This window comes from Pseudonocardia sp. (genome assembly GCF_025465255.1).
Taxonomy (GTDB): Bacteria; Actinomycetota; Actinomycetes; order Mycobacteriales; family Pseudonocardiaceae; genus Pseudonocardia.
On record NZ_JAODNI010000218.1, the window covers coordinates 25,250 to 37,515 of the forward strand.

General features: G+C 73.0%; 12 protein-coding genes. 7 read left to right on the plus strand and 5 right to left on the minus strand.

Annotation, left to right across the window (positions count from 1 at the left end):
• Nucleotides 1-58 precede the first annotated feature (58 nt).
• The gene (locus tag JWP64_RS26970; protein ID WP_297502677.1) at nucleotides 59-1,783 is read right to left on the minus strand and encodes an enoyl-CoA hydratase-related protein; all 1,725 of its coding nucleotides are present in this window, start codon (nucleotides 1,781-1,783) and stop codon (nucleotides 59-61) included.
• 593 nt (nucleotides 1,784-2,376) lie between these two features.
• On the opposite strand from JWP64_RS26970, the gene JWP64_RS26975 reads away from it, so the two are divergent.
• The 4 genes from JWP64_RS26975 (at nucleotide 2,377) to JWP64_RS26990 (ending at nucleotide 6,053) form a co-directional block, all read left to right on the plus strand.
• Nucleotides 2,377-4,713 carry an ATP-binding protein gene (locus JWP64_RS26975; RefSeq protein WP_297502679.1) on the plus strand — a complete coding sequence of 779 codons (2,337 nt, stop codon included), beginning with the start codon at nucleotides 2,377-2,379 and terminating at the stop codon, nucleotides 4,711-4,713.
• Nucleotides 4,710-5,111, plus strand: coding sequence for a roadblock/LC7 domain-containing protein (locus tag JWP64_RS26980; protein WP_297502681.1), 402 nt, complete (start codon nucleotides 4,710-4,712; stop codon nucleotides 5,109-5,111). The genes JWP64_RS26975 and JWP64_RS26980 overlap by 4 nt, the downstream gene beginning before the upstream one ends.
• A gap of 62 nt (nucleotides 5,112-5,173) precedes the next feature.
• A complete protein-coding gene (locus JWP64_RS26985; RefSeq protein ID WP_297502683.1) occupies nucleotides 5,174-5,500 on the plus strand; it encodes a DUF742 domain-containing protein in 327 nt (108 codons plus the stop codon).
• On the plus strand, nucleotides 5,484-6,053 hold the full coding sequence (locus JWP64_RS26990; protein ID WP_297502685.1) for an ATP/GTP-binding protein: 570 nt from the start codon (nucleotides 5,484-5,486) through the stop codon (nucleotides 6,051-6,053). The genes JWP64_RS26985 and JWP64_RS26990 overlap by 17 nt, the downstream gene beginning before the upstream one ends.
• Nucleotides 6,054-6,451: 398 nt before the next feature.
• Here JWP64_RS26990 and JWP64_RS26995 read toward each other — a convergent pair whose 3' ends face one another.
• Together JWP64_RS26995 and JWP64_RS27000 are read right to left on the minus strand one after the other, a co-directional pair.
• A complete protein-coding gene (locus JWP64_RS26995) occupies nucleotides 6,452-6,706 on the minus strand; it encodes an acyl-CoA carboxylase subunit epsilon (RefSeq protein ID WP_297502765.1) in 255 nt (84 codons plus the stop codon).
• A gap of 26 nt (nucleotides 6,707-6,732) precedes the next feature.
• Complete coding sequence (locus tag JWP64_RS27000) at nucleotides 6,733-8,370, minus strand: acyl-CoA carboxylase subunit beta (protein WP_297502687.1); 1,638 nt, start codon at nucleotides 8,368-8,370, stop codon at nucleotides 6,733-6,735.
• A 227-nt stretch (nucleotides 8,371-8,597) separates the two neighbouring features.
• On the opposite strand from JWP64_RS27000, the gene JWP64_RS27005 reads away from it, so the two are divergent.
• The 3 genes from JWP64_RS27005 to JWP64_RS27015 are packed head-to-tail and all read left to right on the plus strand — an operon-like array spanning nucleotide 8,598 to nucleotide 10,927.
• Complete coding sequence (locus tag JWP64_RS27005; RefSeq protein ID WP_297502689.1) at nucleotides 8,598-9,479, plus strand: biotin--[acetyl-CoA-carboxylase] ligase; 882 nt, start codon at nucleotides 8,598-8,600, stop codon at nucleotides 9,477-9,479.
• Nucleotides 9,480-9,488: 9 nt separating this feature from the next.
• Nucleotides 9,489-9,992: a PH domain-containing protein gene (locus JWP64_RS27010; RefSeq protein ID WP_297502691.1), complete on the plus strand. Its 504-nt coding sequence runs from the start codon at nucleotides 9,489-9,491 to the stop codon at nucleotides 9,990-9,992.
• Nucleotides 9,989-10,927: a hydroxymethylglutaryl-CoA lyase gene (locus tag JWP64_RS27015; RefSeq protein ID WP_297502694.1), complete on the plus strand. Its 939-nt coding sequence runs from the start codon at nucleotides 9,989-9,991 to the stop codon at nucleotides 10,925-10,927. The genes JWP64_RS27010 and JWP64_RS27015 overlap by 4 nt, the downstream gene beginning before the upstream one ends.
• A gap of 55 nt (nucleotides 10,928-10,982) precedes the next feature.
• On the opposite strand, the gene JWP64_RS27020 is transcribed toward JWP64_RS27015, so the two are convergent.
• Both JWP64_RS27020 and hisN read right to left on the minus strand, forming a co-directional pair.
• Nucleotides 10,983-11,462 (minus strand): MaoC family dehydratase, encoded by a 480-nt coding sequence (locus JWP64_RS27020; protein ID WP_297502696.1) that lies wholly within the window; start codon nucleotides 11,460-11,462, stop codon nucleotides 10,983-10,985.
• Between the two features lie 14 nt (nucleotides 11,463-11,476).
• Complete coding sequence (gene hisN, locus JWP64_RS27025) at nucleotides 11,477-12,265, minus strand: histidinol-phosphatase (RefSeq protein ID WP_297502698.1); 789 nt, start codon at nucleotides 12,263-12,265, stop codon at nucleotides 11,477-11,479.
• Nucleotide 12,266: the final 1 nt, after the last annotated feature.

A 12,266-nucleotide genomic window follows, 5' to 3' on the forward strand; every position in this document is an offset into this window, starting at 1 on the left:
GTGGGAACGACGCCGCCGTCCGGCCCCGCTGCTCCGTCTGCCGTGACTCTCCGCTCCGTCAGACGGCGACCACCCGCACCGAGCGCTCGTCCCGCTGGCGGGGCAATGCGAGAACCGAGCCCGGCTCGTCCTTCTTCGCCTTGGCGACGAAGGCGCGCCGCTCCCCGGCGTAGCCGTGCCGGTCGTCGAACATGTCCCGGCTCATCTCGGCGAGCTCCTGGATCCGGTAGGCCTCGAGCGGGCGGCGCTGCTCGTCCGCGGCCCGGCCGGCCTGCTTGGCGGCCAGCTGCGCGGGCAGGTCCGGGTCCGCCGCGAGCCGCGCCGCGAGGTCGAGCACCGCGGCGTCGAACTCCGCCCGGGTACCGGTCAGCACCTCGTCGACCAGCCCGATCCGGACCGCCTCCGCCGTGCCGACGGGCAGGCAGTCCGACGTGAGCCGCTCGGCCTCCCGGATCCCGACCCGGCGGGGCAGCACATAGGTCCAGTACTCGGAGCCGGTCAGGCCCATGCTGCGGTAGTGCGGGTTGAGCACCGAGCCGGCGGCGGCGACGACCCGGTCCGCACCGAGCGCCAGCATGACGCCGCCCGCGCCCGCGTTCCCGCCGATCGCCGCGACGACGAGCTGGTGCGTGCAGGTGATCAGCTCACGGCAGACGTCGTTGATCGCGTTGATGTTCCGCCAGCTCTCGGCGGCGGGGTGGGCCGCCGCCTCGGCGACGTTGAGGTGGATGCCGTTGGAGAACGTCTCGCCTGCCTCGAACACCAGGATCTTGGTGTCCTGGGCGACCGCGTGCCGCAGCACGGCGGCGAGCCGGTGGCCCTGGCTCGCGGACATCGCACCGTTGTAGAGGTCGGCCCGGACCACGCCCACGTCGCCGACGCGGCGGTAGCCGATCTCACGCGGGCCGTGGCTCGGGCCCTCCGTGGTCGGGTGGTCGAGGGACTCGGGGACGCCGGCGAGCAGCTCGCCCAGCACCGCGGTCGTCGGGAGCTTGATGCCGCGGGGCACCTTCGCGTGGCCGATCCACACCGCGCCGTCGCCGGTCCGGACGAGCACCGACCCGTGCCGCCGCGCCGCGATCGTGCCCGGCTCGCCCGGCAGCGCCTCGCCCGGGATCGCGTCGTACGCGAACAGCTCGACGCCCGCGAGGACCGTCCTCACCCCGGGTGCGCCGTCCGCGGCCCGGACGCGGCGCAGGACGTGCGTGGTCGGGTCCGTCCACGAGAACGTGCGGTCCGCCTGGTTCATGGTGGGGCGGAGCCGCCCGATCACGCCGGGCGCGCCCTCGACGAGCGGCTGCGGGACGAAGGCGGGGTCGGCGGCCTTGGCGACGACCTCGCGGGCGAGCTCGACGGCAGCCTCGGTGACCGGGCCGTTGTAGACGGCGCTCTTGCGGGCGGGGCCGTCCGCCTCGCGGGGCATCGCGAACGTGCGGGTGCCCCAGACCGGGCCCGCGTCCATCTCCTCGATCGCCTGCAGGGCGGTGACCCCCCAGACCGGCAGATCCTCGGTGATCGCCCAGTCGAGGGACGACGGCCCGCGGTCCCCCATCGGACCCGGGTGCAGCACCACGACGCGGTGGCGCCGCCAGACGTCCTCGGGCACCCGGTCCTTCAGGAACGGGCACAGCACGAGGTCCGGTTCCGCGCCGGCCACGGCGCGACGGACGCCGTCCTCGCTGCCGGCGAGCCGGACGTCGAGGGTGTGTCCGTCCTCCCGGAGCTCCGTCCACACGCGTTGGGTGAGGCCGTTGAACGCGGAACAGAGCAGGAGGATCTTCACGCAGTACTCCGGGGGGACGAGGGAAGCCGCTTGTCCGGGCGCCGCGTCGCGCCCGGGGTGCCGCGATCGGTGTCTCGAACGGGGGAACCGCGGCGCTCGCCGACGCTACCCACCAAATCTGAGTTTCACGCTCGGCCGAGTGGCCGAGCCACTACTGACCCGTATGGAGGAATGCGGGCGTTCGTCGTGACAACGGCGCAGCGTGCCCGGGGTGTTACCGACGCTCGAACGGCGAGATCGAAACGGTGGCCTCCCTAAGATGTCGCCGAATGGTCACATTCTGTCGCTCGATGGTTACCTGGGGGCGTCGAGTGGAGACCGCTGCGGGGGTTCCGCGGCTCGGAGCGCGACACGCCGGTACTCCGGGGGCTGTTCGTGGGCCGAACGGTCGGTGGTTCGCGGCAATCGGGAGCGGCTCGCACCTCCCGCGCTACGTCTCCACGATCGAGTCATATCGTCGGCACCGTCCGTGTAGCTTTCCGGACTCACGGCGAATGGAACGTCTTGCTGGTCCCCCGATCGGGGCAGCACGCCGGGCCGGGTCGTGACGTCAGTCCGGCTCCCCAGACCGGATCGAGAGAGGTGCGGACCGAGTGTTGACGAAGCTGACCGCGTGGTTGCCCAAGGGCAACACGCTCGACGACGCCGCCTGGGCGCGGCGTCATCGCCTGCTGGAATGGGTGCTTCTGGCGCACGTGCCGGGGCTGTTCGTGATCGGCGTGACGCTGGGCAAGCCCGTGTCGGTGACCCTGCTGTCGCTGGTGCCGGTCCTGGTGCTGCTCGCGGGCGGCCACCTCCTCGCCGGTCAGCGGCGGTTGGCGTCGTCGCTCGTCACGGGCGGGCTGGTCTACTGCTCGGCCGCCCTCGTCGGGCTGACCGGCGGGATGATCGAGGCCCACTTCCACTTCTTCATCATCATCGGCTTCATCGCGCTGTACCAGGACTGGGTGCCGTTCCTGTGGAACGTGCTGTTCGTCGTGGTCAGCCACGGTTTCGGCACGATCTTCTACAGCCAGCTGATCTTCAACCACCCGGCCGCACAGCAGAACCCGTGGCTCTGGTCGTCCGTCCACGGTGTCGCGGTGCTGTTCGCCTGCGTCGGCATGGTCATCTTCTGGCGGATCACCGAGGACGAGCAGTCCGCCAAGGAGGAGATGGGGCGCGACCTCGTCCTCGCGGACGCCGAGATCGGCCGCCAGCAGTTCACCTCGGACATGCTGGTCAACCTGGCGCGACGCAACCAGAGCATGCTCTACCGCCAGCTCGACATCATCAACCAGCTCGAGGAGAAGGAGCGCGACCCCGACGCGCTCGCCGAGCTGTTCAAGCTGGACCACCTCGCCACGCGGGTGCGGCGCAACGCGGAGAGCCTGCTGGTGCTCTCCGGCGAGCAGCCCCCGCGCGTCTGGTCGGCCCCGGTGTCCCTGCGGGACGTCGTGCGGGCCGCGATCGCCGAGACCGAGGACCTGGACCGGGTCGAGTTCGCCGTCGACGACCGGCTCGCCGTGGCCGGGCACAGTGTCGCGGACCTCACGCACCTCGTCGCCGAGCTCACCGAGAACGCCGTCCGGTTCTCCCCGCCGGACACCGTGGTCACCATCCGCTCCCGGCCCAACCGGGTCGAGTCCGGCGGGCAGGTGCTGACGGTGGAGGACTGGGGCGTCGGAATGCCCGAGGACGAGCTGGCCACGGCCAACGAACTGCTGCTGCGCCCCCGCGAGGTCGACCTGTCGGTGTCGCAGCGCCTGGGCTTCCACGTCGTCGCGCGGCTCGCGGCCCGGCACAAGATCGAGGTCTCGCTCGGCGCGACGCCGGGGTCCGGCCTGACGGCCGTCGTGATCGTGCCGGCGGCGCTGTTCGTCGCCGAGGCGAACGAGAGCCCGGAGGCCTTCGGGATCGATCCCTTCGACGCCGTCCCTGCGCAGGACCACTCCGCGCAGTACGGCGTCCCCGAGTTCGACCGTGCTCCCCAGCTCGACAGGACCGTCCGGTTCGACCGCTCGCGGGAGGCCGCGCCCGTCGCCGGTGGCGCCTACTCGGCCCGCGGCGTGCTCGCCCCCGGCGAGTCGCTCGCCGGCCTCGAAGCCCCGGCCCCGGCGCGGGTCCCGGCTCCGGAGACCGTCTGGACCGCACCGTCGCCCCGGGCCGACGAGGCCCGCCCGGGCGGGCCGGTCGAACCGGATCCGCGCGCGGACGGGCTGCCGACGCGCAGGGACCCCGGCGTGGACGCCGCCTTCGGCACCGCGTTCGGCGTCCCGGGTGCACGGGCGGGCCGCCCTGGTTGGACGGGCTGGTGGGAGCCGCCGGCCGGGACGGACACCGTGGGCAAGGCCGGGTTCGCTGCGTACGGGACGAGCGGGCACGAGCCCGGTCCGAACGGCTCGCGGGGTCTGACCGGGAGTTCCAACGGACACGACGCGAACGGGCACGGGGTGAACGGACACGGCGTGAGCGGGCACGGCACGAACGGACATGGCACCAACGGGCACGGGGCCTCCGCGCAGGCGGCGAACGGGCACACGTCGAACGGCAACGGCTCGGCGCCCGCCTCGCCGTCTCCCCGGCCCTCCCCGGCGGCGCGGCGTGACTCCGGCATCCCGAACCCCCGGCCCGAGGCCGGGCACGACGCCGGTATCCCGGCCCCCCGCACCGCGCCGGCGGCCGCCGGCGGGGCGGATTCGGAGGCAGGCCGGACGGGCCTTCGGCGCCGCGTCCCGCAGGCGAGCCTCGCCCCGGAGCTGAGGGTGCCCGAGCAGTCGACGGCCGCCACGTCGCCCGCGGCGAGCCCCAGCCCCTCCGCGGCGCAGGCCCTGTCGCGCTACCAGGCGAGCAGGCAGGCGGCTCAGGCCGCCGCGGACCGAGACCTGCACGCCCAGCGGCCCACCAGGACCGCCGAGATGACCGACGACAACGGGAGGACACGGACATGAGCGCATCGACAGGCCGGCTGGACTGGCTGCTCGTCGAGTTCACCCGGGACGTGCCCGGGGTGCGCAACGCCGTCGTCGTATCCGGCGACGGCCTCTGCCTGGCGCTCTCGCCGGGCGTCGGCGAGACGCTGGGGGACCAGCTCTCCGCCGCGGCGTCGGGGCTGATCAGCCTCGCGTCGGGCACCGCGACCCTGCTCGGCGCGGGCGCGGTCACCCAGACCATTCTCGAGATGAAGGGTGGCTACCTGTTCGTCACCGCCGTCAGCCGGGGCGCCACGCTGGCCGTGCACGCGGACCGGCAGTGCGACATCGGCATGGTCGGCTACGAGATGACCTTGCTGGCGGCACGGGTCGGGCACGCGCTCGATCCCGCGCCCCGCCAGCCTGCGGGCCGGTAGCGGTGCGCGGCGGAGCCGAGGACGGCCGGCACGGCAGACAGCCCGCCGGTCGGGTCGTCCCGGTGTACGCGGTCACCGGCGGACGGACCCGGTCGGCGGGAGCGGACCTCCCGGTGGAGGCGTTGGTCACCGTGACCGACGCGGGCCGATGGGCGGAGAACCTGCACCTGGAGTACCGGACGATCCTGCAGCTCGCGGCGGCCCCGGTGTCGATCGTCGAGCTCGGTGCGGTGCTGCAGGTGCCGGTAGGAGTGGCGCGGGTGCTGGTCGGGGACCTGGCGGACGCGGGCTACGTGGCCGTGCACCGGCCGCAGGTCACCGCGGACGGCACGCCGGGGCCGGAGATCCTGGAGAGGTTGTTGGAGGGGCTTCGTGCGCGATCGGTCTGAGCTCTACCCGTTGAAGATCCTGGTGGCGGGCGGATTCGGCGTCGGCAAGACGACGCTGGTCCGCGCGCTGTCGGAGATCGAGCCGCTGCTCACCGAGCAGCAGATGACCGAGACGTCGGTCGGCGTGGACGACACCCGCGCGGTGCCGGACAAACGGACGACCACGGTCGCGATGGACTTCGGCCGGATCACGGTCGACGACTCGCTGATCCTCTACCTGTTCGGCACGCCCGGGCAGTCGCGGTTCTGGTTCATGTGGGACGAGCTGTCCCGGGGTTCCGTCGGCGCGCTCGTCCTGGTCGACCTGCGCCGGGTCGACGAGTGCTTCCCGGCGATCGACTATTTCGAGAACCGCCGGATCCCGTACGTCATCGGGGTCAACACATTCCCGGGGGCGAACGACCACGACGAGGAGGCCGTACGGGACGCGCTCGCGCTCAGCCCGGAGACCCCGGTGCAGTGGATCGACGCCCGCGAGGCCTCCTCGGGCATCGCGCTACTGGTGAGGCTCGTGGAGCACGCCCTCTCCCGCACCGCCCCCGTCCCCACCTGACGGCCCCGCGGCGAGTCGCGCTCCAGGCCTAGGTCCCCGGCAAGGCAAGCGGCCATGATCGAGAATCGGGCGGCGGAACGTACCCGGCGGGTACGGTTCCACCGCCCGGTTCGCGATCATGCAGCGACGACATCATTCCGGCTCCTCGATCGGTACCAGCGCCACAGCGCTGGTACCGCTTCGACAGCGTGGCGGCTGCACGTCGGCGCCGCCGTCTCCCACCCGGGCTGCTCCGCCCCCGCATTCCCGGTCCGCGGCTCGCGGAGTCTCAGAGCCCGACTCGCCCCGGCCCCAGACCCCGGGTCGCCCGGTCTCAGCGCGCGACTCACGGGGTTGCACAGCGACTCGCCCGGTCCCAAGCCCCGACTCGCGGGGAGAGCGGGGCCGGGCGGGCCGGGTCAGCGGGGGAGGGCCGAGGCCTTCCAGGCGCCCGGGCCCGGACTGGGCGGGAGCGGCGTGCGCAGGAGCGAGGCCGGCTCCGACCAGAGGTCCCGGGGCTTCTCCGGCGGGGGGCCGCCGGCCGAGGCGGCCGCCGCGATGACGACCGTCAGCGCCGCCAGCTCCTCGTCCGTGGGCTCGCCGCGGACCACCCGGAAGAGCGCGCGGCGCTCCTCCGGGGTCGCTTCTCCCGACGCGGCCTCGGAGCCGCTCACAGCGTCGTCGCTCACAGCGTCGTCGCTCACAGGGGGATGTTCCCGTGCTTGCGCGCCGGACCCGCCTCGCGCTTGGTCTGCAGCATCCGCAGCGCCCGGCCCACGTACCCCCGGGTGTGCGCCGGCGGCACGACCGCGTCGATGTACCCGCGGTCCGCGGCGATGTAGGGGTTGCAGAGGGTGTCCTCGTACTCCTGCTGCAGCTCCGCACGCTTGGCGGCGAGCTCGTCGCCCTCCAGGCCCTGGAGCTCCTTGCGGTACAGGATGTTCACCGCGCCCTGGGCACCCGTCACCGCGATCTGCGCGGTCGGCCAGGCGATGTTGACATCCGCGCCGAGGTGCTTGGACCCCATGACGTCGTACGCGCCGCCGTAGGCCTTGCGGGTGATCACCGTGACCTTCGGGACGGTCGCCTCCGCGTAGGCGTAGATCAGCTTCGCGCCGCGGCGGATGATGCCGTTCCACTCCTGCTCCGTGCCGGGCAGGAAGCCCGGGACGTCGACGAAGGTCAGGATCGGGATGTTGAACGCGTCGCAGGTGCGGACGAAGCGCGCCGCCTTCTCCGACGCGTCGATGTCCAGGCAGCCGGCGAACTGGGTGGGCTGGTTCGCGACGATGCCGACGCTGCGCCCCTCGATCCGCGCGAAGCCCGTCACGATGTTGGGCGCCCAGAGCTCCTGGACCTCGAGGAAGTCCTCCTCGTCGACGACGCGGTTGATGACCTCGCGGATGTCGTAGGGGGTGTTCGCCGAGTCCGGGACGATCAGGTCGAGCTCGCGGTCCGTGTCCGTGATGCCGTCCTCGATGGACCCGTCGACGGGCTCGGAGGCAGGGAAGACCGGCGGCTCGGACAGGTTGTTCGACGGCAGGAAGCCGAGCAGCTCCTTGACGTAGTTGATCGCGTCCTCCTCGTCGCTGCCGAGGTAGTGCGCGACACCGGACTTGGAGTTGTGGGCCCGGCCGCCGCCGAGCTCCTCCATGTCCACGTCCTCACCGGTGACGGTCTTGATCACGTCCGGGCCGGTGATGAACATGTGGCTGGTCTCGTCGACCATGACCGTGAAGTCCGTGAGCGCGGGGGAGTACACCGCGCCGCCGGCCGACGGCCCCATGATCAGCGAGATCTGCGGGATGACGCCGGAGGCCCGCACGTTGCGGACGAAGATCTCGCCGTAGAGGCCGAGCGCGACGACGCCCTCCTGGATCCGCGCGCCACCGCCGTCGTTGATCCCGACGACCGGGCAGCCGATCTTCGCGGCCAGGTCCATGACCTTGACGATCTTCTCGCCGTAGACCTCGCCCAGCGAGCCCCCGAACACCGTGGCGTCCTGGCTGAACACCGCGACCGGCCGGCCGTCGATGGTGCCGGTCCCGGTGACGACGCCGTCGCCGAAGGGGCGCTTGTCCTGCATCCCGAAGTTCGTGGACCGGTGCCGGACCAGCGCGTCCAGCTCGACGAACGAGCCCGGGTCCAGCAGCTGGTCGACGCGCTCACGGGCGGTCTGCCGGCCCTTGGCGTGCTGGCGCTCGGCGGCGGCGTCCGAGGGCAGCGCCCCCTCGAACCGCTTGTAGAGATCGGCAAGCTTCCCGGCCGTCGTGTGCACGTCCGGCTCGACGTCCGGGGCGTTCGACGGGTCCCCCATCGGCTCCGTTGCAGCGCTCATGGCTCGGGAGCCTAACCCGGCGGTAACACGGGGCGCGCCGGTGCCGGAGCGGTCTGCGTCACGTTCGCCGCGCCACGATCGGGTCGAGTCCGTGACCGGACGACCGGTCGCGGGCGCGGTCGCTCCTCCGGCCGGTGCGCTCACCCGGCGACCGCGGACGTCCGTCCGTCGTGCCGGTCGCGTGCTCCGGCCGGAGGAAACGCCGTCACGGGGATACGGTCCGACCCGTGACCTCGTCCGAACCCCCGCCCGGTGCCGCGCCGGCGGTCTCCTACGACCCGCACGCGCTGCGGCTCGCGTTGCTCGGCCCCGCGGGTCGGTGGGCGCGGCTCGACGTCGTCGAGGCGACCGGTTCCACGAACGCGGACCTGACCCGGATGGCCGTCGAGGGCGCTCCCGACCGCTCGGTCCTCGTGACCGAGCACCAGCAGGCGGGCCGCGGACGGCTCGACCGGAGGTGGGAGTCGCCCCGCGGCTCGGGGATCGCGGTCAGCGTGCTGTGGCGGCCCGAGGGGGTGCCCGCCGAGCGGCTGGGCTGGATCCCGATGCTCGCCGGCGTCGCCCTGCTCGACGCGGTGCGCGAGCTCGCGCCGGAGCTGCCCGCCGGCATGAAGTGGCCCAACGACCTGCTGCTGGGGCCGCAGCAGCGCAAGGGCGCGGGCATCCTCGCCGAGATGACGCCGGTGTCCGGGGGTGGTCCGGGCATCGTCCTCGGGATGGGGATCAACGTGGACTACGCGGAGGGGGATCTGCCTCCCGGGGCGACGTCGTTCGCCGCGGAGGGGTTCCCCGTCGACCGGTCCGCCCTGCTCGTCGCGCTGCTCAGGCACCTCGGGGAACGCGAGGCCGTCTGGCGGGACGCCGGCGGGGACGCCGACGCGAGCGGGCTGCGCGCGGACTACCGGGCCGGTTGCCTCAGCCTCGGCTCGGAGGTGCGGGTGGAGATGCCGGGCGGCACGGCCGTCGTCGGGATGGCGGAGGACGTCGACCCGTCCGGACACCTGCTCGTCATGGAGCACGACGGGCACCGCCGCGCGATCGCGGCCGGGGACATCGTGCACCTGCGACCCGCCGACCGGCCCCAGGACGACGCCCCCGCAGCCGACTAGATTGGCGCGATGCCGTACCCGGATGAGCTGCTCGTCGAGGGCGAGCGGGTGGTGGTCCACAAGCACCCGCACTGGAAGATGCTGATCGTCCCGGTACTGGTCTTCCTGGTCACCGTGGGTCTCGGCGCGTTCCTTGCCGCGCTGGTGAGCGCGCAGAACTGGGCCGGGATCGCGTGGATCGCGATCGCCGTCGTCGGGGTGGTGCTGGTCGTCTGGCTCACGCTGGTGCCGCTGATCCGGTGGCGCACCACACACTTCGTCGTGACGACCCGGCGGGTGCTGGTGCGCGAGGGCGTCCTGTCCCGGCAGGGCATCGACATCCCGATGACGCGGGTGAACTCCGTCCAGTTCCGCCACACCGTGCTCGAGCGCGTGTTCGGCTGCGGCACCCTGGTCATCGAGTCCGCCTCCGACGAGCCGTTGGAGTTCCACGACGTGCCCGGCGTCGAGCGGGTGCACGCCCTGCTCTACCAGGAGACGGACGACGATCCACGAGGAGGTTGCCGACGATGACGACCAGAGCGCTCCCGATGCCCGTCTCCACGCAGGGGCTGCCCGCGCACGTGACGATCTACGAGGTCGGCGCGCGGGACGGGCTGCAGAACGAGAAGGCCGTCGTCCCCGTCGCGGTGAAGGCGGAGTTCCTGAACCGGCTCGCGGACGCCGGGCTCACCACCCTCGAGGCGACGAGCTTCGTGCACCCGAGATGGGTGCCCCAGCTGGCCGACGCCGCCGAGCTGTTGGACCTCCTGGAGCGACGCGAGGGCGTGGACTACCCGGTCCTCGTCCCGAACGACCGCGGCCTGGACCGCGCGCTGGAGTCCGGGGTGGACCACATCGCCGTGTTCGCCAGCGCCACCGAGACGTTCGCGAACAAGAACCTCAACCGCAGCCTCGACGAGCAGTTCGGCATGTTCTCCCCCGTCGTGAAGCGGGCGCGGGAGGCCGGGCTGCGCGTCCGCGCGTACGTCTCCATGGCGTTCGGGGACCCTTGGGAGGGGCCCGTCGAGCCCGCACAGGTCGCCACCGTCGGGCGCCGGCTGATGGAGATGGGCTGCTCGCAGCTCTCCCTCGGGGACACGATCGGCACCGGGACGCCCGGGCACGCCGAGGCCGTGATCGACGCGTGCGTGGCCGCCTCCGTGCCCGTCGACGCGATCGCGGTGCACTTCCACGACACCTACGGCCAGGCCCTGGCCAACACCCTCGCCGCGCTGCGCCGCGGTGTGACAACCGTGGACTCGTCCGCGGGTGGGCTCGGCGGCTGCCCGTATGCGAAGTCCGCCACCGGGAACCTGGCCACCGAGGACCTCGTGTGGATGCTCGACGGGCTGGAGATCAGCCACGGCGCGAACCTCGACGCGCTGGTGCGGACCAGCGTGTGGATGGCCGGTCAGCTGGGGCGGCCCTCGCCCTCACGGGTGGTGAGGGCGCTGTCCGGGGACTGATCGTTCCGGGTGCCGCGTCGTCGCCGAGACAGCGGTGACGTCGCCCCCTGGCCGATCAGGACTCCTGAGCGGGCGGCCTCTGGTCCCGGCTCCCGAACATCCCGGTGAACCGGGCCCGGTAGACGATGTCCTGGTCCGCCGGGTCCCCGCGGTACATCCACGCCCGCAGCGTGATCAGCCCGATCCACGGCTTGCTCCGCGAGCGCCGCGCCTCGACGATCTCCAGCTTCCCGGTCAGCACGTCGCCGCCGAACACCGGCGCGGGCCAGGCGACCTCGTCCCCGCCCGGCGAGCCCAGGGCCGTCGAGCGCAGGAGTACCTCGTCGACGTAGAGCCGCATCCACAGGCCCGCGGTGTACCAGCCGGAGGCGGCGAGCCGGCCGAAGATCGACTCCTTGCCGGCGGTCTCGTCGAGGTGGAAGGGCTGCGGATCGAACCGGCGGGCGAAGGCGACCATCTCGTCGGTGTCGACGGTGACGGTCCCGAGGTCGAAGACCCGTCCGGCGGTGAGGTCCTCGAAGGCGATCTCCGGCATGGGCCGACGGTAGCTCAGGGCGCGCCCAAGGCGGCCACCGCGGCGTCGTGGACCAGGCCGTTGGACGCCATCGCGTTCCCGCCCGCGTACCCCTGCTTCCCGTGCAGGTCGGTGAACCGCCCGCCCGCCTCCTCGACGATCGGCTGCAGCGCCGCGAGGTCCCACTCGCTCGCGACCGGCTCGACGGCGAGGTCCACGGCGCCCTCGGCGACCAGGCAGTGCTGCCAGAAGTCCCCGTACGCGCGGGTCTCCCAGCACCGGTCCAGGAGCGCGAGCCAGCCGTCGAGCATGCCGCGCGAGCGGAAGCTGTTCAGGTTCGTCGTCGAGACGAGGGTGTCGCCGAGCTCGGCCACCCCGGACACCGCGATCCGTCGGGTGCCGCCGCGCAGATCGCTGGTCCAGGCCCCGGCGCCCACGGCCGCCCACCAGCGCCGGCCGAGCGCGGGCGCGCTGGCGACGCCGACCGTCGCCGTCCCGTGGACGGTCAGCGCGATCAGCGTCGCCCAGACCGGGAGGCCGCGGGAGAAGGCCTTGGTGCCGTCGATCGGGTCGATCACCCAGCCGCGGCCGCTCGCCGGCAGCTCGGAGCCGCCGCGCTCCTCGCCGAGCACCGCGTCCCCCGGACTCTCCCCGGCGAGCGCGGCGCGCAGGGCGTCCTCGGCGGCGATGTCCGCGTCCGTGACCGGGGTGCGGTCCGGCTTCGTCGTCACAGTCAGGTCAGCGGCGCGGAACCGGGGGAGCGTGATCGCGTCCGCGATGTCCGCGAGCTGCAGGGCGAGGTCGAGATCCGGGTGGTCGCTCACG

What these genes read in the sequence shown, in the direction of transcription:
- JWP64_RS26980 (WP_297502681.1), top strand. Translation starts at nt 4,710, where the DNA reads ATGAGCGCATCGACAGGCCGGCTGGACTGGCTGCTCGTCGAGTTCACC.
- JWP64_RS27000 (WP_297502687.1), bottom strand. Translation starts at nt 8,370, where the DNA reads ATGAGCGCTGCAACGGAGCCGATGGGGGACCCGTCGAACGCCCCGGAC.
- JWP64_RS27010 (WP_297502691.1), top strand. Translation starts at nt 9,489, where the DNA reads ATGCCGTACCCGGATGAGCTGCTCGTCGAGGGCGAGCGGGTGGTGGTC.
- JWP64_RS27015 (WP_297502694.1), top strand. Translation starts at nt 9,989, where the DNA reads ATGACGACCAGAGCGCTCCCGATGCCCGTCTCCACGCAGGGGCTGCCC.
- JWP64_RS27020 (WP_297502696.1), bottom strand. Translation starts at nt 11,462, where the DNA reads ATGCCGGAGATCGCCTTCGAGGACCTCACCGCCGGACGGGTCTTCGAC.